General features: G+C 71.0%; 21 protein-coding genes and 1 tRNA gene. 12 read left to right on the top strand and 10 right to left on the bottom strand.

All coding sequences use genetic code 11. The features are described from left to right. Window positions 1-30 precede the first annotated feature (30 nt). The 5 genes from ABZS61_RS21485 to ABZS61_RS21465 all read left to right on the top strand — a co-directional run bounded on the left by ABZS61_RS21485 (window position 31) and on the right by ABZS61_RS21465 (window position 3,173). Window positions 31-115 (top strand) — tRNA-Ser (locus tag ABZS61_RS21485). 442 nt (window positions 116-557) lie between these two features. After that, window positions 558-722, top strand: a complete 165-nt coding sequence (locus tag ABZS61_RS21480; protein WP_164494166.1) for a hypothetical protein — start codon at window positions 558-560, stop codon at window positions 720-722. 10 nt (window positions 723-732) lie between these two features. Then, a complete protein-coding gene (locus tag ABZS61_RS21475) occupies window positions 733-1,026 on the top strand; it encodes a Dabb family protein (RefSeq protein WP_351182305.1) in 294 nt (97 codons plus the stop codon). A gap of 188 nt (window positions 1,027-1,214) precedes the next feature. Continuing rightward, window positions 1,215-2,072: an RNA polymerase sigma factor SigF gene (locus ABZS61_RS21470; RefSeq protein WP_329208905.1), complete on the top strand. Its 858-nt coding sequence runs from the start codon at window positions 1,215-1,217 to the stop codon at window positions 2,070-2,072. A 234-nt stretch (window positions 2,073-2,306) separates the two neighbouring features. Continuing rightward, window positions 2,307-3,173 carry an RNA polymerase sigma factor SigF gene (locus ABZS61_RS21465; protein WP_329208907.1) on the top strand — a complete coding sequence of 289 codons (867 nt, stop codon included), beginning with the start codon at window positions 2,307-2,309 and terminating at the stop codon, window positions 3,171-3,173. Between the two features lie 294 nt (window positions 3,174-3,467). On the opposite strand, the gene ABZS61_RS21460 is transcribed toward ABZS61_RS21465, so the two are convergent. After that, on the bottom strand, window positions 3,468-3,683 hold the full coding sequence (locus ABZS61_RS21460) for a hypothetical protein (RefSeq protein ID WP_356423432.1): 216 nt from the start codon (window positions 3,681-3,683) through the stop codon (window positions 3,468-3,470). Between the two features lie 394 nt (window positions 3,684-4,077). Here ABZS61_RS21460 and ABZS61_RS21455 point away from each other — a divergent pair, with 394 nt between their 5' ends. The 5 genes from ABZS61_RS21455 (at window position 4,078) to ABZS61_RS21435 (ending at window position 9,557) form a co-directional block, all read left to right on the top strand. Beyond that, a complete protein-coding gene (locus tag ABZS61_RS21455; protein WP_356423430.1) occupies window positions 4,078-4,590 on the top strand; it encodes a MarR family winged helix-turn-helix transcriptional regulator in 513 nt (170 codons plus the stop codon). A 23-nt stretch (window positions 4,591-4,613) separates the two neighbouring features. Beyond that, entirely contained in the window at window positions 4,614-7,112 is a 2,499-nt protein-coding gene (locus ABZS61_RS21450; protein WP_356423427.1) for an MFS transporter, read from the top strand. Between the two features lie 180 nt (window positions 7,113-7,292). Beyond that, a complete protein-coding gene (locus tag ABZS61_RS21445) occupies window positions 7,293-8,108 on the top strand; it encodes a YceI family protein (RefSeq protein ID WP_356423424.1) in 816 nt (271 codons plus the stop codon). Window positions 8,109-8,118: 10 nt separating this feature from the next. After that, a complete protein-coding gene (locus ABZS61_RS21440) occupies window positions 8,119-8,589 on the top strand; it encodes a PPOX class F420-dependent oxidoreductase (RefSeq protein WP_356423421.1) in 471 nt (156 codons plus the stop codon). Between the two features lie 11 nt (window positions 8,590-8,600). Next, window positions 8,601-9,557: an NAD(P)-dependent oxidoreductase gene (locus tag ABZS61_RS21435; RefSeq protein ID WP_356423418.1), complete on the top strand. Its 957-nt coding sequence runs from the start codon at window positions 8,601-8,603 to the stop codon at window positions 9,555-9,557. Window positions 9,558-9,566: 9 nt separating this feature from the next. On the opposite strand, the gene ABZS61_RS21430 is transcribed toward ABZS61_RS21435, so the two are convergent. Then, window positions 9,567-10,337 (bottom strand): TetR/AcrR family transcriptional regulator, encoded by a 771-nt coding sequence (locus ABZS61_RS21430; RefSeq protein ID WP_356423415.1) that lies wholly within the window; start codon window positions 10,335-10,337, stop codon window positions 9,567-9,569. Between the two features lie 108 nt (window positions 10,338-10,445). Next, a complete protein-coding gene (locus ABZS61_RS21425; RefSeq protein WP_356423412.1) occupies window positions 10,446-11,993 on the bottom strand; it encodes an MFS transporter in 1,548 nt (515 codons plus the stop codon). A gap of 165 nt (window positions 11,994-12,158) precedes the next feature. On the opposite strand from ABZS61_RS21425, the gene ABZS61_RS21420 reads away from it, so the two are divergent. Next, on the top strand, window positions 12,159-13,028 hold the full coding sequence (locus ABZS61_RS21420) for an endonuclease/exonuclease/phosphatase family protein (protein WP_356423408.1): 870 nt from the start codon (window positions 12,159-12,161) through the stop codon (window positions 13,026-13,028). On the opposite strand, the gene ABZS61_RS21415 is transcribed toward ABZS61_RS21420, so the two are convergent. From ABZS61_RS21415 to ABZS61_RS21385, 7 genes are all read right to left on the bottom strand, one after another. Beyond that, window positions 13,007-15,241 (bottom strand): glycosyltransferase family 39 protein, encoded by a 2,235-nt coding sequence (locus tag ABZS61_RS21415; RefSeq protein ID WP_356423405.1) that lies wholly within the window; start codon window positions 15,239-15,241, stop codon window positions 13,007-13,009. The two genes, ABZS61_RS21420 and ABZS61_RS21415, sit on opposite strands and share 22 nt — an antisense overlap. Continuing rightward, a complete protein-coding gene (locus ABZS61_RS21410) occupies window positions 15,238-16,542 on the bottom strand; it encodes a bifunctional glycosyltransferase family 2/GtrA family protein (protein ID WP_356423402.1) in 1,305 nt (434 codons plus the stop codon). The genes ABZS61_RS21415 and ABZS61_RS21410 overlap by 4 nt, the downstream gene beginning before the upstream one ends. Window positions 16,543-16,567: 25 nt before the next feature. After that, window positions 16,568-18,160: a HAMP domain-containing sensor histidine kinase gene (locus ABZS61_RS21405; RefSeq protein ID WP_356423399.1), complete on the bottom strand. Its 1,593-nt coding sequence runs from the start codon at window positions 18,158-18,160 to the stop codon at window positions 16,568-16,570. Between the two features lie 4 nt (window positions 18,161-18,164). Beyond that, entirely contained in the window at window positions 18,165-18,905 is a 741-nt protein-coding gene (locus ABZS61_RS21400) for a response regulator transcription factor (RefSeq protein ID WP_356423396.1), read from the bottom strand. A gap of 71 nt (window positions 18,906-18,976) precedes the next feature. Further along, window positions 18,977-19,858 (bottom strand): amidohydrolase family protein, encoded by an 882-nt coding sequence (locus ABZS61_RS21395; RefSeq protein WP_356423393.1) that lies wholly within the window; start codon window positions 19,856-19,858, stop codon window positions 18,977-18,979. 36 nt (window positions 19,859-19,894) lie between these two features. Further along, window positions 19,895-20,779 (bottom strand): DUF2797 domain-containing protein, encoded by an 885-nt coding sequence (locus ABZS61_RS21390; protein ID WP_356423390.1) that lies wholly within the window; start codon window positions 20,777-20,779, stop codon window positions 19,895-19,897. A 21-nt stretch (window positions 20,780-20,800) separates the two neighbouring features. Beyond that, window positions 20,801-21,163, bottom strand: a complete 363-nt coding sequence (locus ABZS61_RS21385) for a hypothetical protein (protein WP_356423387.1) — start codon at window positions 21,161-21,163, stop codon at window positions 20,801-20,803. 220 nt (window positions 21,164-21,383) lie between these two features. Between ABZS61_RS21385 and sigJ the strand changes: the two genes are divergently transcribed. Continuing rightward, a complete protein-coding gene (gene sigJ / locus ABZS61_RS21380; protein WP_356423384.1) occupies window positions 21,384-22,328 on the top strand; it encodes an RNA polymerase sigma factor SigJ in 945 nt (314 codons plus the stop codon). Window positions 22,329-22,384 lie beyond the last annotated feature (56 nt).

Raw genomic sequence — 22,384 nt, 5'->3', positions numbered from 1 at the left:
CATGGCCCGGGATGGTCTAAGCTCTCTCTCGGTAGCGTGTCCGAGCGGCCGAAGGAGCTCGCCTCGAAAGCGAGTGTGGGGAAACTCACCGAGGGTTCAAATCCCTCCGCTACCGCTCTTACGAAGGGCCCGGCGCACTGCGCCGGGCCCTTCGGGCGTTTCTCACGCAGGACATGACTGTGGCCCCGGCTCGGAAGCCGGGGCCACAGTCATGCATCGCATCAGGTTCGAGGTCGGGGGAAGCGGCATCGGGGGGACAAGCCGCTTCCCCCGGTGAGAACAGGGACCAGGGGCCCTCGCCGCGGTCAGGGGGGAATCTCGCGGTGTGGACCCCGGAGAGGTCCTGTTCCTCGGCCCGCACGTTTCGGTTGCATACGGCGGGCTCGCTTCCCATCCTGCCTCCCGGCAGAAGCCGCAGCCGGGGGCAAAGGGCCCGGATCGGGGGGTCCTTCGTCCTTAAAAGCCACATCAGTGATCGGAAACAGCCAGCGGATACGGCCAAACGTGCGGCTAGAATCACCCGACTGCACAGGTGATCGAAAGGGAGAGGCGGGGCTGTGGTGCAAGCGAAGAAGATCGCGCTCTACTTGATTGTGGTCTTCGTGCTGTACACGATCATCACGTCTCCCGCCCGGGCCGCCGACCTCGTCCAAGTCGGTTTCGAAGGTGTTTCGAGCGCCGCACAGGGCGTCGGGGACTTCATGTCCGAGCTCGTGAAGTAGGAGAACCCCCATGATCCGCCACCTGGTCCTGTTCAAGCTGAACGACGGTGTGGAACGGGACGATCCGCGGGTCGTCGCGGGCGTACAGGCCTTTCGGGCGCTCGACGGAACGATCCCCGAGCTGGAGTTCTGGGAGTGCGCCTGGAACATCACCGACCGGCCGATCGCGTACGACTTCGCCATCAACTCGGCGGTCGCGGACGAGGACTCCCTGAAGCGCTACATCGAGCACCCGGCACATCAGGCGGCTGCCGGACAGTGGCGTGAATTCGCCACTTGGGTGATTGCCGACTACCCGTTCTGACGCGTTCCCGCCTTTCGGCCCTTCGGGCCCCTCGCCTTTCAGGAGAGGGGCTTTTCGGCATGTTTAAACCGAATCGCGCTCAACACGACTTTTCTCGGTGCTTGCACACAGTGGACATGTCTTGTGATGCTATGACCGCTTTTGACGGATGAGTTGACCGTAGTTGACCGCAAAGGGGTGGCGACACCGTGCCGGCCAGTACAGCGCCTCAAGTCCCGCCCCAGAACGTCCAGACGGACGACATCCAGACCGAGACGCCCGATCCCTCCACGCCCACCAGAACCCGGGGCGCGGACACCAGGGCGCTCACCCAGGTGCTGTTCGGCCGGCTCAAGGGCCTCGAACCGGGCACCTCGGAACACCGCAGGGTGCGCGCCGCCCTGATCGAGGCGAACCTGCCCCTCGTGCGGTACGCCGCGGCCCGCTTCCGCAGCCGCAACGAGCCGATGGAGGACGTCGTCCAGGTCGGCACCATCGGCCTCATCAACGCCATCGACCGCTTCGACCCGGAACGCGGCGTCCAGTTCCCGACGTTCGCCATGCCCACCGTGGTCGGGGAGATCAAGCGCTACTTCCGTGACAACGTGCGGACCGTGCACGTCCCGCGGCGGCTGCACGAGCTCTGGGTCCAGGTCACCGGCGCGACCGAGGATCTGACGACCGCTCATGGCCGCTCGCCCACGACAGGCGAGATCGCCGAGCGGCTGAAGATCTCCGAGGACGAGGTGCTCGCCTGCATCGAGGCGGGCCGCTCCTACCACGCGACCTCCCTGGAAGCCGCCCAGGAGGGCGACGGCCTGCCGGGGCTCCTGGACCGGCTCGGCTACGAGGATCCGGCCCTCGCCGGGGTCGAACACCGCGACCTGGTACGGCATCTGCTCGTCCAGCTGCCGGAGCGCGAGCAGCGGATCCTGCTCCTGCGCTACTACAACAACCTGACCCAGTCCCAGATCAGCGCCGAACTCGGTGTCTCCCAGATGCATGTGTCAAGGCTCCTGGCCAGAAGTTTTGCCCGTCTGAGATCCGCAAACAGGATCGAGGCGTAACCGGAACGGGTAGATCGCACGGAGACCGGTTCCGGCGGTGCAAAAGCCGTACACCCCCTGTTTCCAGGGCAGTTTTGCCGCTAACTTGTCGACATGTCACTACAGCGCGTTGCCGACATGTGACATTCTGCTGGAACCGCGTTTGCCGCAGCTCCACCTCCGGTATTCAGGTGGAGGCTGCGTTCCTCCGATGGTCGTGGCCACCGCGACCGTCCGCGACCTCAAGGGGGTGGCATGTCCGCAGAACAGGGCAGCTCGAAGGTGCTCACGCTCACGAAGAGCGCACCAGCACCTGCCGTGCTCACCAGCTCATCGGAAGCCATCGACACCCGCACTCTGTCCCGCTCCCTGTTCCTGCGGCTCGCCGCGCTGGGTCCCGCATCGGGTCCCGACGGAACGGACAGTCCGGAGCGGACCTATGTGCGGGACACACTCATCGAGCTCAACCTCCCGCTCGTGCGGTATGCGGCGGCGCGGTTCCGGAGCCGTAACGAACCCATGGAGGACATCGTCCAGGTCGGCACGATCGGCCTGATCAAGGCGATCGACCGGTTCGACTGCGAGCGGGGCGTGGAGTTCCCCACGTTCGCGATGCCGACCGTGGTGGGCGAGATCAAGCGCTTCTTCCGCGACACCTCGTGGTCGGTGCGGGTACCGCGCCGGCTCCAGGAACTGCGGCTCGCCCTCACCAAGACCAGTGACGAGCTCGCCCAGAAGCTCGACCGCTCGCCGACCGTGCCCGAGCTCGCCAAGGCGCTCGGGGTCTCCGAGGAGGACGTGGTCGACGGGCTGGCCGTCGGCAACGCCTACACGGCCTCCTCGCTCGATTCCCCGTCCCCCGAGGACGACGGCGGCGAGGGTTCGCTGGCGGACCGTCTGGGGTACGAGGACGCGGCCCTGGAAGGCGTCGAGTACCGCGAGTCCCTGAAGCCGCTGCTGGCCAAACTCGCCCCGCGCGAGCGGCAGATCATCATGCTGCGCTTCTTCGCCAACATGACCCAGTCGCAGATCGGTGAGGAGGTCGGCATCTCGCAGATGCATGTCTCACGACTGCTGACCCGGACGCTCACCCAGCTCAGGGAGGGGCTCATCGCGGACTGACCCCTTACGGGTCGGTGATTGACGGCGCATCAGCCGGTCCGGCGCCCTACGGCGCCGGACACACGGCTCCACCGGCCGCCGGGGCACCTTGTTCACCGCCCCGGCGGCCGCGGCGTGCCCGGCGCCGCCTGGGCGGCGGCCGTGAGCGCGCCCGGCAAGGCAAGAACGCCGCAGCACGCGGATACGGCACGACGCCCCGGTCCTGGGGCAGGCATGCCGAAGGACCGGGGCGTCACGCCGTGGGAAGTGACAGGGACGTGACCTGAGCGTGGCCCCCGTCCGCGGGGACCTCGGTCAGCCGAGCGCGAGCCAGGCGACCGCGCCGAGGACGACGACGACCGCGACGACGACCGCGATCACCCCGGCCCTCGGTCCGGAAGACGTCGCGGCGGGCTGCTGCCTGCGCTGCGGCTCGCCCTCGTCGACGAAGGCGCGGAACATCTGCGTGCTGCCCGCCGGGTCGTGAGTGCCCTCGGGGCCCGGCTGCGGGGCGTGGGGGTTGTGTGCCATGGCCCAGGACACTAGCGAACTCAGGGGTGCCGCCCAACCCCCGGGTCCACAGCGGATGATGCCCGTCCAAGCCGTCCACGGCCCCTTCACCCGTCCTCCGGAGCGCTCCGCACCGCCTCCACGGGCCCGTCCGGCCGCTTCCCGTGGGGATCCTGCCGCTTCCCGTGGGGGATCCTGCCGCTTCCCCTCGAAGCGCGGACCCGCTCGCGCACTGTGCCGCGGAACACATCCGGCGCAGCTCACCGGCCCTGCGCTGCAGGCTTGACCGGGAGCCTACGCAGGCTTTTGGCTTCCTTTACTTCTGCAAGGGGCCTTTCGTTTGCCTGTAGCAACCAACAGCTTCTATCGTTGCCCTAAGCAACAAGATGACCCGGGGAGAACAGGTGGAGGACCGGTGGCCACACGGAGCCAGTACGAGGAACTGGCCCGCCAGCTCAGCGCCATCGGAGCCGTCAAAAGGGGCCTCGCCCGCATCCTGCCCGCAGAGTGCCCCGGCGGTTCGGCCGCCGTACTGACCCTGCTGTCCCGCTACGGCGAGATGCGGATCACCAGCCTCACCGAACTTCTCGCCGTGAACATGTCGGTGACCAGCCGGCACGTGGCCCACGCCGTGGACAACGGCTGGATAGAACGGTTCCCGGACCCTGCGGACAAGCGGTCCCGCATCGTGCGGCTGACCCCCGCGGGCAACGACCTGCTGGCCGAGCTGTCCAGGCGGACCACGGAAATGTTCGCCCACCACCTCCCCGACTGGTCCGACGAGGACGTCGGACAACTCAACACGTTGCTGTCCCGGCTGCGCGACAGCTTCTCCTGCCGCAGCCTCGTCGGCTGCGCCCCGGGGAAGCACAGCGGCGACTGCCGCACCGGGCACTCCGACGATTCGCACACCCGTACACCTGTGTAACAGAAGCAAAGACAAGGAACTCCATGGCTACGACCACACCGACCGGTGTGCGGGGCGGCCACGCCAAGCACGGGGCATCGGACGCCCCCGACGGCACGCCGATGACACACCGCCAGATCATGGAAGCGCTCACCGGGCTGCTGCTCGGCATGTTCGTCGCGATCCTGTCGTCGACCGTCGTTTCCAACGCCCTGCCGGAAATCATCTCCGACCTCGGCGGCGGCCAGAGCGCCTACACCTGGGTCGTCACGGCCTCGCTGCTGGCCATGACCGCGACCACCCCCCTGTGGGGCAAGCTCTCCGACCTGTTCAGCAAGAAGCTGCTGGTCCAGATAGCGCTGATCATCTACGTGCTCGGCTCGGTCGTGGCCGGTCTGTCGACCAGCAGCGGCATGCTCATCGCCTGCCGTGTCGTGCAGGGCATCGGCGTCGGCGGTCTCTCGGCCCTCGCCCAGATCGTGATGGCCGCGATGATCTCCCCGCGCGAGCGCGGGCGCTACAGCGGCTACCTCGGCGCGGTCTTCGCCGTCGCCACCGTGGGCGGCCCGCTGCTCGGCGGTGTCATCACCGACACCAGCTGGATGGGCTGGCGCTGGTGCTTCTACGTGGGTGTGCCGTTCGCGGTCATCGCCCTGATCGTGCTCCAGAAGACCCTGAAGCTCCCCGTGGTCAAGCGCGAGGGTGTCAAGGTCGACTGGTCGGGCGCGTTCTTCATCAGCGCCGCCGTCTCGCTGCTGCTCCTCTGGGTGACCTTCGCGGGCGACAAGTACGACTGGGTCTCCTGGCAGACCTACACGATGCTCGCGGGCGCGGCCCTGCTCACTCTGGTCTTCGTGTTCATCGAGTCCCGTGCCAGTGAGCCGATCATCCCGCTGCGTCTCTTCCGCAACCGGACCATCACCCTGGCCTCGATCGCCTCGCTGTTCGTCGGCATCGCGATGTTCGCGGGCACCGTCTTCTTCAGCCAGTACTTCCAGCTGGCACGCGACAAGTCGCCGACCATGTCCGGCGTCATGACCATCCCGATGATCGCCGGGCTCTTCCTCTCGTCGACCGTCTCGGGCCAGGTCATCACCAAGACGGGCCGCTGGAAGGCCTGGCTGGTCGCCGGTGGCTTCCTCGTCACCGCGGGCCTCGGGATGCTGGGCACCATCCGGTACGACACCGAGTACTGGCACATCGCGGTCTTCATGTTCGTCATGGGCCTCGGCGTCGGCATGATGATGCAGAACCTGGTCCTCGCCACGCAGAACCAGGTCGCTCCCGCCGACCTCGGTGCGGCCAGCTCCGTCGTCACGTTCTTCCGTTCGCTCGGTGGCGCCATCGGCGTCTCCGCGCTGGGCGCCGTCATGGCCAACCGCGTCACCCACTACGTCAAGGACGGCCTGGCGGACCTCGGCCCCCAGGGCGCCGCGTTCGGCCACGGCGGTACCGGCGGCGGGGGCATCCCCGACCTGGACAAGCTCCCCGCGCCGTTCCGCACCGTCATGGAGGTCGCCTACGGCCACGGTGTCGCCGACGTCTTCCTGTACGCCGCTCCGGCCGCGCTCGTCGCCTTCATCGTGACGATCTTCATCAAGGAGGTCGCGCTGAAGTCCAACGCCGGCAACGACAAGGTCCCGGCCGGCGACGGGGCACCCGCCGCGGAAGCCGCCGTGGACACCACGGGCACCACCGCGCTCGTCGCCGAAGCAACGGCCGGGGTCACCTCGGTCGAGGCACCGAACACCCCGAACGCCCCGGTCGTGACCGCGCAGGGAACGCCCGTACGCGGAGTGGTGCGCGGCGCCGAGGGCGCGCCCGTCGCCCGGGCGGCCGTCACACTGATCTCGCTGGGCGGCCGGCAGCTGGGGCGCTCCGTCGCCCAGGCCGACGGCGGCTACGCACTGGACGCGCCGGGCTCCGGCAGTTACGTCCTGATCGCGTCCGCCGACGGCTTCCAGCCGCAGGCCTCCACCGTGGTGGTCGGCGAGGAGCCGCTCGCGTACGACATCCTGCTCTCCGGGACGAGCGGTCTCGCCGGGACCGTACGGACCGCCGAGGGCGGCGCCCCGGTCCAGGGCGCGATGGTCCTCGTGACCGATGTGCGCGGCGACGTGCTGGCCACCGGCACCTCGGGCGACGCGGGCGACTTCACCTTCGGCGAGCTGATCCCCGGCACCGTGACCGTGGCCGTGACCGCCGCCGGCTTCCGTCCGCTGGCCCTGCCGGTGGAGATCGGCGGCCAGGGAGTCACACGGGTCGACGCGGTACTGCGGTCCGGCGCGCTGGTCCAGGGTGTCGTCCGGGCCGGCTCCGGCCGGGCCCCGCTGCACGACGCCCGGGTCACCCTCGTCGACGCGGCAGGCAACGTGGTCGCGGGCTCGACGACCGGGGAGGACGGGGCGTACGCCTTCACCGACCTGGACGCGGGCGAGTACTCGGTCATCGCGACCGGCTACCCGCCGGTGGCCACCGCACTGACCGTGACGGGTGCCGGAGTCGACAGCCACGACATCGAACTCGCCCACCCCGGCGAGTAGACACGGAAGATCCACAAAGACCCCTGGCGGAACAGCACTTCGAGCGGAGAGGCTGTGCCCGCCGGCGGAAACGGGCCCCGTGGTGGGGACGGCAGGCAGGGGACGGCCTGCTGTCCCCGCCCGGGGCCCGACTCATTGAGTCACTGAGCAACTGAGTGATGGAGCAAGGAGAGAGCACAGATGGGACTTCGCGCACAGGTACGGACGCGGGACGGCTGGGCGGTCCAGCACGCGGTCATCACGGTGACCGACATGACGGGCGCCCAGGTGCTCCGGGCCGCCGCCGACGAGAACGGTTCCGTCCGCACCGACGACCGTCTGCAGGCCGGCGCGTACACGGTGATCGTCACAGCGGTCGGCTACGCACCCGCCGCCTCCACCGCCCTCGTCACGGCCAGTGGCCGGGTCGAGGCCGGCACCGTGGTGCTCACCCGGCAGGGCGGTGTGGAGCTGCCGCCGCCGGGTACCTGGTCGCTGGACCCGGTGCACTCCTCGGTGGCCGCGGTCGCGCAGCACCTGGGAATCTCCAGCGTGCACGGCCGGTTCACGGAATTCGGCGGCCGGATCGAGATCGCACAGGACGTCCAGCGCTCCCGGGTGGAGGCCTTCATCACCCCGGCCAGCATCGACACGGGCAACGGCATGCGCGACAAGCACCTGCGCTCGCCCGACTTCCTGGACGTCGAGCGGTTCCCGGAGATCACCTACCGCTCGCGCGCCCTGACCCCGGCAGGACCGGACCGCTGGACGGTCGACGGTGTGCTCACGATGCACGGCGTGGCCCGCGACGTCGACCTGGACCTCAGCTACCTCGGCACCGGCCCCGACCCGTGGGGCGGGGTGCGGGCGGCCTTCCACGCGACGGCCGAACTGCGCCGCGAGGACTTCGCGATGAACTACAACCAGGTGGTGCAGGCGGGCATCTCCGCGATCGGTACGACGCTGCGGGTGGAGCTGGACATCCAGGCCGTGCAGGGGGGATCCGTACCGGCATAGGGTTGGCCGCATGGCACCGAACATCGCGACCAACACCACCGTGGAGCTCGCCGGACTGCTGGACTTCGTACGGCCGCGGCACCGGGCGATCCTGCTGACCACCCGGGCCGACGGCCGCCCCCAGGGCTCCCCGCTGACCTGCGGCGTCGACGACGAGGGCCGGATCGTCGTCTCGACCTACCCCGAACGGGCCAAGACCCGCAACGCCAAGCGGGACGAGCGGGTCAGCGTGATCGTCCTGTCGGACGAGTGGGACGGCCCGTGGGTACAGATCGACGGCTCGGCCGAGGTGATCGACTCACCGGAGTCGGTCGAGCCGCTCGTCGAGTACTTCCGGAACATCTCCGGTGAGCACCCGGACTGGGACGAGTACCGGGCGGCGATGGTGAAGCAGGGGAAGTCCATCATCCGGATCACCCCGGAGCGCTGGGGCCCGGTCGCCACCGGCGGTTTCCCCGCCCGTCCGGCCACCGGCGGCTGACACCTCCCGTGATGCCGTCCCGACCTGTGCCACGTCCCGATCTGCTCGCGCGGGCCGCGCTCCTGGCCTCGCCCTCCCTCGACGCGTCCGTGGCCGCGGAGTTGGAGCGGATCGCCGGGCGCCCGGCGGGACGCGCGTCCGGCCCCGCGCCCGAGGGGCCGTTCCTGTACGTGGGTGACACGCTGCCCCGGGCCCTGCGCACGGGACAGCTGCTGTGGTTCCACAGCGTCAACGCGGGGACGGACGCGCTGCTGGCCGCCGGTCCGTGGCCCGAAGGGGCGCTGCTGACCCGGACCGTGGGCCGGATGGGGGAGCGGATCGCCCAGTACGTGCTGGCCTGGGTGCTCGCCGAATGCCAGTCCGTGCCGGAGCACACCGCACAGCACACCGCGGCCCGGTGGCGCCGCATCCCGTCCGAACTCGCCGCCGGTCGGACCGTCGTCGTCCACGGCACCGGGCGCATCGGCTCGGCGGTCGCCGGGCTGCTGAGGGCGTGTTCGCTGCACACGGTGGGCGTCTGCCGCACGCCTCAGGGCGTACCGCCGGGCTTCGACCGGGTGGTCGCGGCGGGCGGGGACGAGGAGAGGGCGGCGCTGGCCGAAGCCCGGTGGGTGGTGTCCGCGCTCCCGCTGACGGCCGGCACGGAGCGGTTCTTCGGCGGCGCACGGTTCACCGCGATGAGGGGCGCCTCCTTCGTCAACGTCGGCCGGGGCGCGTGCGTGGACATGGCGGCGCTGGAAGCCGCCCTGCGTGCCGGGACGGTGCGACGGGCCGTCCTCGACGTACTGCCCGACGAGCCGGCCGGTCCCGACGACACCGCCTGGCGGCTGCCGCGCACGGTGATCACCTCGCACTCGGCGGGCATCACGGCCGACGAGGACGTCGTCACGGACTTCGCGGCCTGCTGGGAGGCGGTGGCCGAGGGGCGCCGTCCCGCACTCGCCGTGGACACGGGGCGCGGGTACTGACGCGCGGGGTTACGGGCGGACTGCCCGATCGCGCATCGCTTCGATGCCGGCGATCAGGAGGTCCAGCGCGAACACGAAGTCCCGCTCGCGCATCTCCTCGACGGTGTCCCCGCCGCGTGCGGCCATGATGGCTTCCGAGGTCTGCACGATGTGCCGGTGCTCAGGTTGGGAGCGGATCGTGCTCATGGCCTGCTGGTAGTACGCCTCCTGGCTCAGCCCGGCCTGTGCCGAGCGCTGCAGGAAATGCCCCTCGATGGTGCCGAACCCGTAGACGAACTGGAAGACGGCCGACGTCGCGCCCGTCTGGTGCTCCAGGGGCAGTCCGGTGGCCCGGATGACGTCCTGGACCGCGTACGAGAACAGCATCGAGTGCGGTCCGATGTTCAGGAAGTTGCCGGCGAGCGCCGAGGCCCACGGGTGCCGGACCAGCATCTGCCGGTAGTCGGTGGCCAGTTCGCGCAGCCGCTCGCGCCAGCCGGTCTCCTCCTGGGGCGGCGCGAGCTCCCCGAAGACGGTGTCCAGGGCCAGTTCCAGCAGGTCGTCCTTGGTGTCGACGTACCAGTAGAGGGACATCGCCGTGACGTCGAGATCGGCGGCGAGGCGGCGCATGGAGAACTTGGCGAGCCCCTCGGAGTCCAGCAGCCTTACGCTCGCCGCGGTGATCCTGTCCCGGTCGAGGCCGGCCGGCTGATCGGTCCTGCGGCCGCGCGAAGGGGTTCGCCGGTCCAGCCACACACTGATCCGTACAGGGTTGTTCGCACCGTCCGCCGCGGACTCCATGACGCACTCTCCTCGACTTGCCGACGGCACGGACTGCCCTGGGTGTCCGCCTCGACGGGCTGCCGTACGGAGCGGGTGGCACCCCTCCGTACGGCACTCCGTCCGATGCTATGCCCGCTCCGGTGCCCGCTGCTCGGGCCGAAGGTCTTCGGCGGGCTCCGCCGCCTCCGCGCGCTCCGCCCGGCGCAGCAGTACGGCGGCCAGCAGGCCGCCCGCCAGAACCGCCACCGCACCGACCAGCTGACTGGCTTCCAGGCCCGAGGCGAAGGCGTCGGTGATCCGCTGCCGTTCCTCCTCGCCGTCGGCGGCGGCGAGCGCCGCGGGCAGCGAGGCCGCCCCGACGGCCGCCGGTACGAGAGCGGCGAACCGCGAGTTCAGTACCGCCCCGAGCACGGCGACCCCGAGCCCGTTGCCGAACTCGGCGAGCGTGCCGTTGACCCCGGCGCCGACGCCCGCCTTCTCCGGCGGGATGGCGCTCATGATCGCGTTGGCCATGGCCGGCATGGCGAGCGCGATGCCGGCGCCCATGACGACCAGGCCGAGCAGCATGCCGCCGTACCCCTGGCGGCCGAGCAGGGCGATGGCCCCGAGCCCGGCGGCCAGCAGGCTCATCCCGGCGGCGATGGTGGCGGGCGTCCCCATCTTCGGGACGAGGCGGGCGCCGAGCCCGGTGAGGTTGAGGGCCACCACGGTGAGTGCGAGCGGTGCCGTGCGCAGACCGGCCTCCAGCGGCCCGTACCCGAGCACGAACTGCAGGTGCTGGGTGAGCAGGAAGAGCGAGCCGCCCATCCCGAAGGCGACCAGGATCGCGCCCGCGACCGCGCCGATGAACTTCTGGTTCCGGAAGAAGTGCATGTCCAGCATCGGGTACGGGATGTGGAGCTCCCACAGGACGAATCCGGTGAGGACGGCGACCCCGGTGAAGGCGGTCAGCAGCACCTGGCCGGAGCCCCAGCCGTGTTCCGGGCCGGAGATGATCGCGTACACGACGGCGCCCATGCCGAGGGTGGAGAGCAGTGCGCCCAGCAGGTCGGGACGGTCGCCCCGGGGGTTCTTGGACTCGGGGACGAGCCGGACGACGGCGATCACGCCGATGACCGCCACGGGGATGTTGACCAGGAAGATCGCGCCCCACCAGAAGTGGTCGAGCATCGCGCCGCCGACGAGGGGACCGACGGCGAATCCGAGGGAGTTGACGGTGGACCAGATGCCGATCGCCTTGACGCGTTCGGTGTCGTCGAAGATCTGCACCACGACGGCCAGGGTGGTGGTGATCAGCAGGGCGCCGCCGATGCCCATCCCCGCGCGGGCGGCGATCAGTTGCCCGGAGGACTGGGCGAGTCCGGCCACCAGCGAGCCGATTCCGAACAGCACGAGGCCGGTGACGAGCATCTTCTTGCGGCCGTAGCGGTCGGAGGCACTGCCCGCCGTGAGCAGCAGGCCCGACTGGACGAGCGAGTAGGCGTTGATCATCCACTGCACATCGGCGGTGGAGGCGTTCAGTTCCGTGGTGAGGGAGGGGATCGCGACGTTCAGGACGGTGTTGTCGAGCAGCACGGTGAGCTGGGCGAGACAGATGACGCCGAGGATCAGCCAGCGCTGCGCATGGCCTCCCCGGGGGGCGGAATCGTTCTGCTCGGCGGCGGTCGCCGTCATGCGGGCTCCTGGTTTCCGGTGCGCTTGTACGGTGTATGGGAGTGTGGCGTCGTACACCGTAAGGCACTTCCCGTACGGCGTACAACTCGTTTGCGCGCGGCGTCGGGACGGGTAGCTCTGTCGACGCAGACCTGACAAGCGTCGAGCGGATACGAGTGGAGTGACATGGACGTGCGTCGTCGTACGGTGGGTGTACTGATCGCTGCAGGCCTGTCGGTGGCCGCACTCGCGCCGCCCGCGGGGGCCGCCGAGGAGGGGCACGCGGTCCCGCTCCGCGTCGCGACGTACAACATCCATGCCGGTGCGGGCATGGACGAGGTCTTCGACCTGGACCGTCAGACCGCCCAACTGCGCGCACTGGACGCCGATGTGATCGGCCTCCAGGAGGTCGACGCCCACTGGGGCGCCCGCAGCGGGTGGCGGGACCTCGCGGGCGAGCTCGCCCGGCGGCTGCACATGCAGGTGTCGTTCGCACCGATCTACAGCCTCGACCCGGTGACACCCGGCGAACCCCGGCGTGAGTACGGGGTGGCGGTGCTGTCCCGGTACCGGATCACCAGCGCCGAGAACCACGAGATCACGCGGCTCTCGACCCAGGATCAGAACCCGGTCCCGGCGCCCGCGCCGGGCTTCGCCGAGGCGGTGCTGCGGGTGCGGGGGCTGCCCGTGCACGTGTACGTGACGCATCTGGACTACCGGCCCGACCCGTCCGTGCGCATCGCCCAGGTCGCCGACACCCGGCGCATCATGGCCGAGGACCGGGGCGCCCGGCAGATCCTCCTCGGCGACTTCAACGCGGAGCCGGACGCGCCGGAACTGGCCCCGCTCTGGCAGGAGCTGACGGACGCCGATCCGGGGTCGCCGACTTTCCCGGCCAAGGATCCGGTGAAGCGGATCGACTTCGTGGCGGTGTCGAAGTCCGGCGCCGGGGCCGTGCGGGTACGCGAAGGGGCGGTGGCCGAGACGCTCGCCTCGGACCACCGCCCTGTCGTCGCCGATCTCGAACTGCGGCGTCAGCTCCCGCTCGTCGGCTGAGTGAGGTCGTAGAAGGTCGCGCTGCCCGCCGTGACCTCCTCGAAGTTCTCCTGCACCCACGTCGAGATCTGGGAGGAGGCACCGCTGCCGCCCATGCCGCCACCGCCGCCACCGCCGCTCGAGACGAAGTAGTGGATCCTCCCGTCCTCGACGTACTCCTTGAACTGGGCGAGCGTGGGGGACGGGTCGCTGCCGTTGAAGCCGCCGATCGCCATCACCGGGTCACCGGTGGCCAGCTGGTAGCTCGCGGCGTTCTGCGAGCCGATGGCCGCAGCGGCCCAGGTGTAGTCGTCGGCGTCCTTCTCCAGGAGCTTCTCGGCCTCGGCGCCGACGGACGAACCGCCCAGGAGCCCGCCCATGCCGCCACCGCCGACCGTGCCGCGCTCACCCGTGGCACCGCCGGGCATACCGCCCTGCGGGCTGCCGTTCTGCCCCTGCTGCTGCCCCTGGCCCGGCTGCCCCTGACCCGGCAGGCCACCGCCCGGGAAGCCGCCGCCCTGGGCGTTGCCCGGAGCCTGACCGCCCTGCTGCGTGCCCTGCCCAGGAGGCGTCCCGCCACCGGGACCCCCACCGGTACCGCCGTCGCCACCGCCGGGGCCGCCGCCCCGGCCGCCACCGCCACCGGGGCCGCCCATGCTCCCGCCCGCCGGTCCGGCGGTGACGATCGAGCCCTGGTGCCCGGTGTTCAGCGTGCTGACCGTGTACGCGGTCGGCCCGGCGAGCGACGCGGCCAGGCCCAGCCCCACCGCGGTCAGGGCGAGCACTCGCCCCAGCCGTGCGGCGAGCAGCAGACCCACCGCTCCCACGAGGCCGCCGATCAGTACGGCCCAGCGCAGCCACGGGACGTGGTCCGGGGTGCGCCCCAGCAGGACGTACGACCAGAGGGCCGTCACCGCGACGGTCCCGCCGAGCGCTGCTCCCGCCCACCACTTGGTCCGCTCCTCCCACAGGACGGTGGCCCCCATACCGACGAGCGCAGCGACGTAGGGCGCCAGGGCGACGGTGTAGTACTGGTGGAAGATCCCGGCCATGAAGCTGAAGACGAACGCCGTCATCAGCAGCGAGCCGCCCCAGGCGAGGAATGCCGCACGCGCCGTGTCTTTCCGCTTCGCCCGCCAGGTCAGCCAGATTCCCGCGACCAGCAGGAGCAGCGCGGCAGGCAGCAACCAGGCGATCTGGCCGCCGATCTCGGAGTTGAACATCCGGCCGATGCCGGTCTCGCCCCAGCCGCCGCCACCGCCGCCGCCTCCGCCACCGCCTCCGCCACCGCCACCGCCGACACTGCCGGTCTCCTCGCCGTTGATCCGGCCGAGTCCGTTGTAGCCGAAGGTGAGTTCGAGGAAGGAGTTGTTCTGCGAGCCGCCGATGTAGGGCCGCGAGGAGGCGGGCCACAGCTCGACGATCGCCACCCACCAGCCGCCCGCGACGGCCGTCGCGAGGGCGGACAGGCCGAGCTGACCGAAGCGCCTGCGTACGGACACGGGCGCGGACACCGCGTACAGGACCGCCAGCGGCGGCAGGATCAGGAACGCCTGCAAAGTCTTCGACAGGAACGCGAGACCGACCGCCACGCCCGCCCAGACCAGCCACGTCGTCCGGCCGCCCTCCAGGGCGCGCAGCACGCAGTACACCGTGACGGTCATCAGCAGCGCGAGCAGTGCGTCCGGGTTGTTGAAGCGGAACATCAGGGCGGCGACCGGCGTCAGTGCGAAGACCGCCATGGTGATCAGCCCGGCGGCGGCGCTGAACCGGCGGCGCACGGCCGCGTACAGGACACCGGCCGTGGCCACGCCCATCAGCACCTGGGGCGCGAGGATCGCCCAGGAGTGGAGGCCGAAGATCCGCACCGACAGGGCCATCGGCCAGAGCGTGGCCGGGGGCTTGTCGACGGTGATGGCGTTCGCGGAGTCCAGCGAGCCGAAGAAGAACGCCTTCCAGCTCTGACTGCCGGCCTGTACGGCGGCCGAGTAGAAGGAGTTGGCGTATCCGGAGGCGCTGAGGTTCCACAGGTACGCGAGCGTGATCACCAGCAGCATGCCGAGGAAGGCGGGCCGTGCCCAGCGCGGATCCTCGGGCCTGCCCAGCCGGACGCGGCGCAGCAGCGGCTCCTTCGGGCGGCCGTGCCCCTGCCGTGCGGCCGACGCCGCCGGTGGCGCGAGCGGCCCGGGGGTGTCCGGCGGGGCCGGGAGGTGGTCGGGGTGCGTGGCGGTCATCGGACGTTCCTCAGTTCGTGTGCGGGAGCCTTGCCGGCGTCCTGGTGGTCCGTGCGCCGGTCCGGGAATACCCAGGCGCGGAAGAGCAGAAACCGCAGCACCGTCGCCGCGAGGTTGGCCGCGATCAGCACGGCGAGTTCCGTGCCGTGCGAGGGTGCTCCGGACGCCGTGCCCAGTGCGGCGAGCGAGCCGCTGGTGAGCGCGAGGCCGATGGCGAGGACGACGAGCCCCTGCGCCTGGTGGCGTACGGCGCCGCCCCGGCCGCGTACGCCGAAGGTGAGCCTCCGGTTCGCTGCGGTGTTGGCGACGGCGGACACCAGGAGCGCGGCCCCGTTGGCGAACTGCGGCCCCACGCCCTGCCGGAAGAGGGAGTACAGGACGAGGTAGAACAGCGTGGAGAGCCCGCCCACGACACAGAAGCCGACCAGTTGCCGTGCCAGGCCGCCCGGCACCCCGGGCAGGGCCCGGTCGCGCGGGTCGTCCCCGAACGGCCGTGCCAGCCGGTCCAGCGGCAGCGCGCCGACGGCCAGCGCCCGGCCCACCCGCCAGACCCCCTTGAGGTCTTCGGTCGCCGTCCTCACGATGTGCACCGTGGAGTCCGGGTCGTCGACCCAGTCGACCGGCACCTCGTGGATGCGCAGCCCGGCCCGCTCGGCGAGCACCAGCATCTCGGTGTCGAAGAACCATCCGGAGTCCTCGACCATCGGCAGCAGCCGCTGGGCGACCTCACGCCGGATCGCCTTGAACCCGCACTGCGCGTCACTGAACCGGGCGGCCAGCGAGGAGCGCAGGATGAGGTTGTAGGCCCGCGAGATGAACTCCCGCTTCGAGCCGCGCACCACGCGCGAACTGCGCGCGAGACGCGAGCCGATGGCCAGGTCGGAGTGGCCGGAGATCAGCGGGGCGACCAGCGGCAGGAGGGCGTTGAGGTCCGTCGAGAGGTCGACGTCCATGTAGGCGAGGACCGGGGAGTCCGAGTGGGACCAGACGGTGCGCAGTGCCCGCCCCCGGCCCTTCTCCTCCAGCCGGTACGACCGCACTTCCGGGATCAGCGCCGCGAGCTGCGCCGCCACCTGGGGCGTACGGTCGGTGCTCGCGTTGTCCGCGACGGTGATCCGGAAGCGGTACGGGAACGTTCGCGCCAGGTGGTCGTGCAGGCGCAGCACACAGGTCTCGAGGTCCTTCTCCTCGTTGTGGACGGGGACCACCACGTCGAGTACGGGAGCACCGGCCGCGTCGACCGCTGCGGCCAGGAGATGTTCCCGGGCCGGCAAGGTGCTCCAAGGGGTGTCGGTTCGCATGACACGACACTCGCCAACCGCGCTGTCACACCCGTGTGGTGAGCCTGTGGTCCGGCTGTGAGCCGGCGGCCGGGCCGCCCTCGTACACGGCGTCCGCGGGCAGGTGGACGGCGAAGACCGTGTTCCCCGGCACCGACCGCACCTCGGCCCGGCCGCCGTGCGCGGCGACGACGGCCTGCACGATGGCGAGCCCCAGTCCCGTCGAGCCGGCGTTCCGGGAGCGCGAGGCGTCGCCGCGCGCGAACCTCTCGAAGACGTGCGGCTGCAGCCCGGCCGGGATGCCGGGCCCGTTGTCCTGGACCTCCAGCGTCACCCAGGGCAGGTCCCTGCGTGCTTCCCGTACGCGGACGGTGACCGTGGTCCCCGGCGGGGTGTGCGTACGGGCGTTCGCCAGCAGATTGACCAGCACCTGCTGGATCCTGGTCGGGTCGACGCGTACGGTCGCGGGCACCTCGGGCAGTTCCAGCCGCCAGTGGTGCGTGGGCCCCGCCATGCCCCCGGAGGTCCGGCCCGCGACGCCCGCGTCGCTCACCGCGTCGACGACGAGCGGTGACAGATCGGTGCTCTCGTACGAGAGCGGCCGGCCGGCGTCGAGCCGGGCCAGGAGCAGCAGGTCCTCCACCATGCCCGTCATCCGTTCCGCCTCGGACTCGATGCGCCCCAGGGCGTGCCGGGTGTCGGGACCGGCGTACTCCCGTCCCCGCCGGGTGAGTTCGGCGTACCCGCGGATCGAGGTGAGCGGGGTCCGCAGCTCGTGACTGGCGTCCGCGACGAACTGCCGCACCCGCATCTCGCTCTTCTGCCGCGCTTCCAGGGCCGAACCGACGTGCCCCAGCATCCGGTTGAGGGCCGAGCCGACCTGGCCGACCTCCGTACGCGGATCGGCCTCGGCCTCCGGGACCCGTTCGAGCAGGGCGACCTCCCCACTGTGCAGGGGGAGTTCGGCGACCCGGGTCGCGGTGGCCGCCACCCGGCGCAGCGGGCGCAGGGCCACACCGACCATCGCGGCGCCCGCGATTCCGGCGGCGACGAGTCCGGCCCCGGTGACGCAGACCTCGACGAGGATCAGGGTGGTGAGGGCGCCGCTCACCTCGCCGGTGGGAATGCCGACGAGGACGGTCGAACCGTCCTTCTTGGGGACGGCCTTCACGTGGTAGCCGCCGAGCCCGGGCAGCTCGACGTCGTGCACCGCGTCGTCCGCGGGCGCTCCGGCCGCTTCCAGGGCATCCCGCTGCGCGGCGGTCAGCGGCTCCAGGTTCTGCTGCACGTCGAGCCCGCTGTCCCCCCTCACGGAGATCTGCGAATCAGTGACGGACCCGTCCGCGAGGACGGCACCGAACGTGTCGAAGGGCTGACCGCCCATGCCGACGAAACCGAGCGGGTCCTTGTCCTGCAGCCCGCCCGGAGCGGGAGCCCCGAGGGCCGGCGGACGGTCCTCGGCCCGCTTCGCGATGTCGGTCAGCTGGGCGTCCAGCTTTCCGTACATGTAGCTGTGGAAGGCGATGGTGGTGACCGAGCCGATCACGGCGGCGACGACCGCGATGAGTGTCACCGCGTACACGACGAGCCGGGTGCGCAGGGTCCACGGCCGCCGCGCCCTCCCACGGGTCCTGCTCACGGGGCTAGTCACCGGGCTTGATCAGGTATCCCGCCCCGCGCCGGGTGTGGATCATCGGGGTACGCCCCGCGTCGATCTTCTTGCGGAGATACGAGATGTACAGCTCGACGACGTTCGCCTGGCCGCCGAAGTCGTAGTTCCACACCCGGTCCAGGATCTGCGCCTTGCTCAGCACCCGGCGCGGATTGCGCATCAGGAACCGCAGCAGTTCGAACTCGGTGGCCGTGAGGTGGATCGAGTCCTCGCCCCGGCTCACCTCGTGGCTGTCCTCGTCCAGCACCAGATCCCCGACGACGAGCGTCGACTCGCTGCGGGCCGCGGTGGCCGTGCCCGAGCGGCGGATCAGACCGCGCAGCCGGGCCACGACCTCCTCCAGGCTGAACGGCTTGGTGACGTAGTCGTCGCCGCCGGCCGTGAGCCCGGCGATCCGGTCCTCCACCGAGTCCCGCGCGGTCAGGAACAGCACCGGCACATCGGAGTGCTCCCGCCGCAGCCGGCTGAGCACGGCGAGCCCGTCCATGTCGGGCAGCATCACATCGAGGACCACGGCGTCGGGGCGGAAGTCACGCGCCGTACGCACAGCGCCCGCGCCGTCCCCTGCGCTGCGCACGTCCCAGCCCTCGTACCGCAGGGCCATGGAGAGCAGCTCGGCAAGCGGAGCCTCGTCGTCCACGACGAGTACGCGGACGGCGTTGCGGTCCGGCCTGAGCAGTTCGGTACGCCCCTGGGGCGAGGTCGTCGTCATGGCCCGAGCCTGGGAGACGGCCGTGAGAGAGGCCTTTCCCTTCCCTGTGAATTCCCTGAGAATGCCTTTTCTCAGGCGAACAGGGCGCTCGCGTTCCCGTGGCAGACGGCCCGCAGCCACGCGTCGCCCAGCCCCAGCCGCTCCAGCGCGTGCAGCTGGTGGGCGTACGGATACGGGATGTTCGGGAAGTCCGTGCCCAGCAGGATCCGGTCCCCCAGATCCGCGAGCAGTCCGCGTTCCGTGGCCGGGAAGGGCGTGAGCCCCTCGCTGAAGTCCGTGAACGCCATCGTCGTATCGAGCCGCACCCCCGGGTACACCGCCGCCAGCGCCAGGAACTCCGCGTACTCCGGCATCCCCATGTGCGCCACCACCAGTCGCAGCCGGGGATGGCGGGACAGCAGCCGGCCGACCGGCTCCGGCCCGGTGTGCGTGCCGGGTGCCGGCCCGGACCCGCAGTGCATCACCACAGGGATCCCGGCTTCCGCCAACAGTCCCCAGACGGGCTCCAGCAGCGGATCGTTCGGGTCGTACGCGCCGACCTGGATGTGCGACTTGAAGACCCGGGCCCCCGCCTCGACCGCCTTGCGCACATAGCCCTCCACCCCCTCCTCCGGGAAGAAGGTCGCGGTGTGCAGACAGTCCGGCACCCTCGCCGCGAAGTCGGCCGCCCAGCCGTTCAGCCACGCCGCCATCCCGGCCTTGTGCGGGTAGAGCATCGAGGTGAACCTCAGCACCCCGAACGAACGCAGCAGCGCGAGCCGTTCCTCCTCGTCGTGCCGGTAGGCGATCGGCCACTCGAGGCCGGTCAGCGGGCCGACCGTGTCGAAGTAGGCCCACACCTTGCGGAGCACCTGCTCCGGCATGAAGTGCGTATGGACGTCGATGATTCCGGGCAGTCCGAGCCGCTCCCAGAACCGCACCACATCGTCACGGTCACCGTCACCACTGCTCATCCGCCCCGCCTTCCTCGTCGGTACCCCGCGACGATCTCAGAACAGCCCGTCCTGCACCCCGCCGCCCCCCACGGCGACGACCGGCACGCTCAGCGCCGCCCGCGCGTCGGCCCCCACCAGCACCCAGCCGGTGATCAACCGGGCGTCCAGCACGACGACCCCGTCCGCCGAGGTCGCCAGATACAGATCGGGCCCGGCCGCCGCCACCAGCCGCCCGGCCACCACACCGCCGTCCACCAGCCCGGTCACCGTCCGGGCCGCCGCCCCCACCCCGTCGAGCCCGAAGACCCCGGCATGGTCGACGGCCTCGAACGGCAGCCGCTCCAGCGCCTCCGGCCACCCGTTCCCCTCCAGCTCGGCGGCACGCCCGTACAGCCCCTCGACCTCGGCGACCCGGTCCGCCGCCTCCGGCAACTCGCCCCGCACGGCCCGCTTGCGTGCGTACGGGATCCGGTCGGGCACCCCGAGCGCCGAGCGCAGCAGCTCCTCCGTACGCCGGGCGGCCATCAAGGGCCCGCGCCCCAGCCAGGTGAACACCACGGCGCCCTGTTCCCGGAGCCTCGCCGCGTCCCGGGACTCACGGGTGATCCCGACCTTGACCATGCCCGGCCCGAACCAGGCGAGGTAGACGCGGTACGTCCGCGGGTCGTCGGCGATCGTGTCCGCGGCCACCGAGTACGCCCGGTCCAGCCGCGCACACTCCGGGCAGCGCGCCCCCGTACTCCGCGCGGACACCACCGCCATGACCGGACACGGGTTGCCGCGCGCCCCGGAACAGTGCCGCTCGCCCTCCGCCCGGAACCCGAGCTCCTTCCCGTACGCCAGAACGCTCTTGCGGCCCCTGCCCGCCCCGTCACTCCGGCGCCACCCGAGCACCGGCCCGTCGTCGGGCCAGCCCAGTCCGGTGCACTGCCAGCCCATTCGCCCACTCCCGGCTCTTCGTCAGCCCGACGGCCCGGCGGGACCGGTCGCGCACAGGCCGTACGCCCGCTCGATCTCCCCCACGTACTGCTCCAGATCGAAGCAGACCTCCTCGATCACCCGGTCGTCGAGGCCCGGGTACATCAACTCGCTCCAGACGACCGTCGCACCACGCAGCCGTACCCGGAAGTGAAGCGTCGCAAGGCCGGACCCGGGATGCCCCTGCGACGACGCCACACCTACGCGGCGCGCGGCATCCGCCGGGTACAGCGGTCCGCCGGGCCGGAGGAGGGTGTCCGGACCCAGCCCCACGGCCATCGAGTCACTGCGCCCGATCACATCGAGGCCGTCGACGAGGAGGTACGTGTGCACGGCGGTGCACACGGGTGGTCCGGGGCACGTGCCGATGAACAACGTGCTGGTCGGGCCACGGCTTCGACGATCCGGCGGCCCGGACCGGAGCACACCCGGGGACCTACGCGGCATCAGCCCTTCGCTGCATCATGCGCCGATCATATTCAGTCCCCGTCGGACAACACCGGCCGAGTGATGCGGGGGCGCACCCCATGGGCCGCAGCGCCCCGCGAGAGCTAGGATCCGGGCCATGGCTCTGACCATGAACGACGTGGACCGGTTCGAGGCATCCAGGCCCCGCCTGCAGGCCATCGCCTACCGTCTCCTCGGCTCCGCGAGCGATGCCGAGGACGCCGTGCAGGACACGTTCCTGCGCTGGCAGGCCGCCGACGTCGACCGCATCGAGGTCCCCGAGGCCTGGCTGACGAAGGTCCTCACCAACCTGTGCCTCAACCAGCTCACCTCGGCCCGCGTCCGCCGCGAGACCTACGTGGGCGAGTGGCTGCCCGAGCCCCTACTTGCCGGGGACCCGATGCTCGGCCCCGACGACACCGCCGAGCAGCGCGAATCGGTCTCGTACGCCGTCCTCGCCCTCATGGAGCGCCTCTCCCCCAACGAACGGGTGGTGTACGTGCTGCGGGAGGCCTTCGGCTACCCGCACCGGGAGGTCGCGGAGATCCTCGGCATCACCGAAGCCGCCGCCCAGCAGACCTTCCACCGCGCCAGGAAGCACGTCGCGGACGGCAAGGCCCGTACCGAGATCGACGAGGCCACCACCCGACGGATCGTCGAGGAGTTCCTCGCCGCCGCCACCAGCGGCCGGACCGAGCCGCTCGTGCGGCTGCTCACCGAGGACGCCATCGCGATCGGCGACGGCGGCGGGAAGGTCCCGGCCCGGGCCAAGGCGTTCGAGGGCGCCCTCGCGGTCGCGACGTTCATGCGGGGCCTGTTCAAGCCGGCCCAGGCCAAGCGCGCCATCGTCGGCGGCTCACCCGGGGTCCACGTCACGACCGCCAACGGGGCCCCCGCGATCGTGGCGGTCCTCGACGGCCGCGTCGTCGGCGTCATGTGCCTGGAGATCACCGCCGACGGAATCGCCGCGTTCCGCAACCAGGTCAACCCCGACAAGCTCGAACGCGCGACCCGGCAGTGGGCGGCCACCGAACACGGGGAACCCCTGTTCAACGCCTTCTGATCGCGATGTGAGCTGCTTCACATCTCGCACCTGTCAGGAAACGGAGGGCTGCCCGG

Source organism: Streptomyces sp. NPDC005566 (assembly GCF_040605575.1).
Lineage (GTDB): Bacteria > Actinomycetota > Actinomycetes > Streptomycetales > Streptomycetaceae > Streptomyces.
This window is presented reverse-complemented; position numbering and strand designations above follow the sequence as displayed.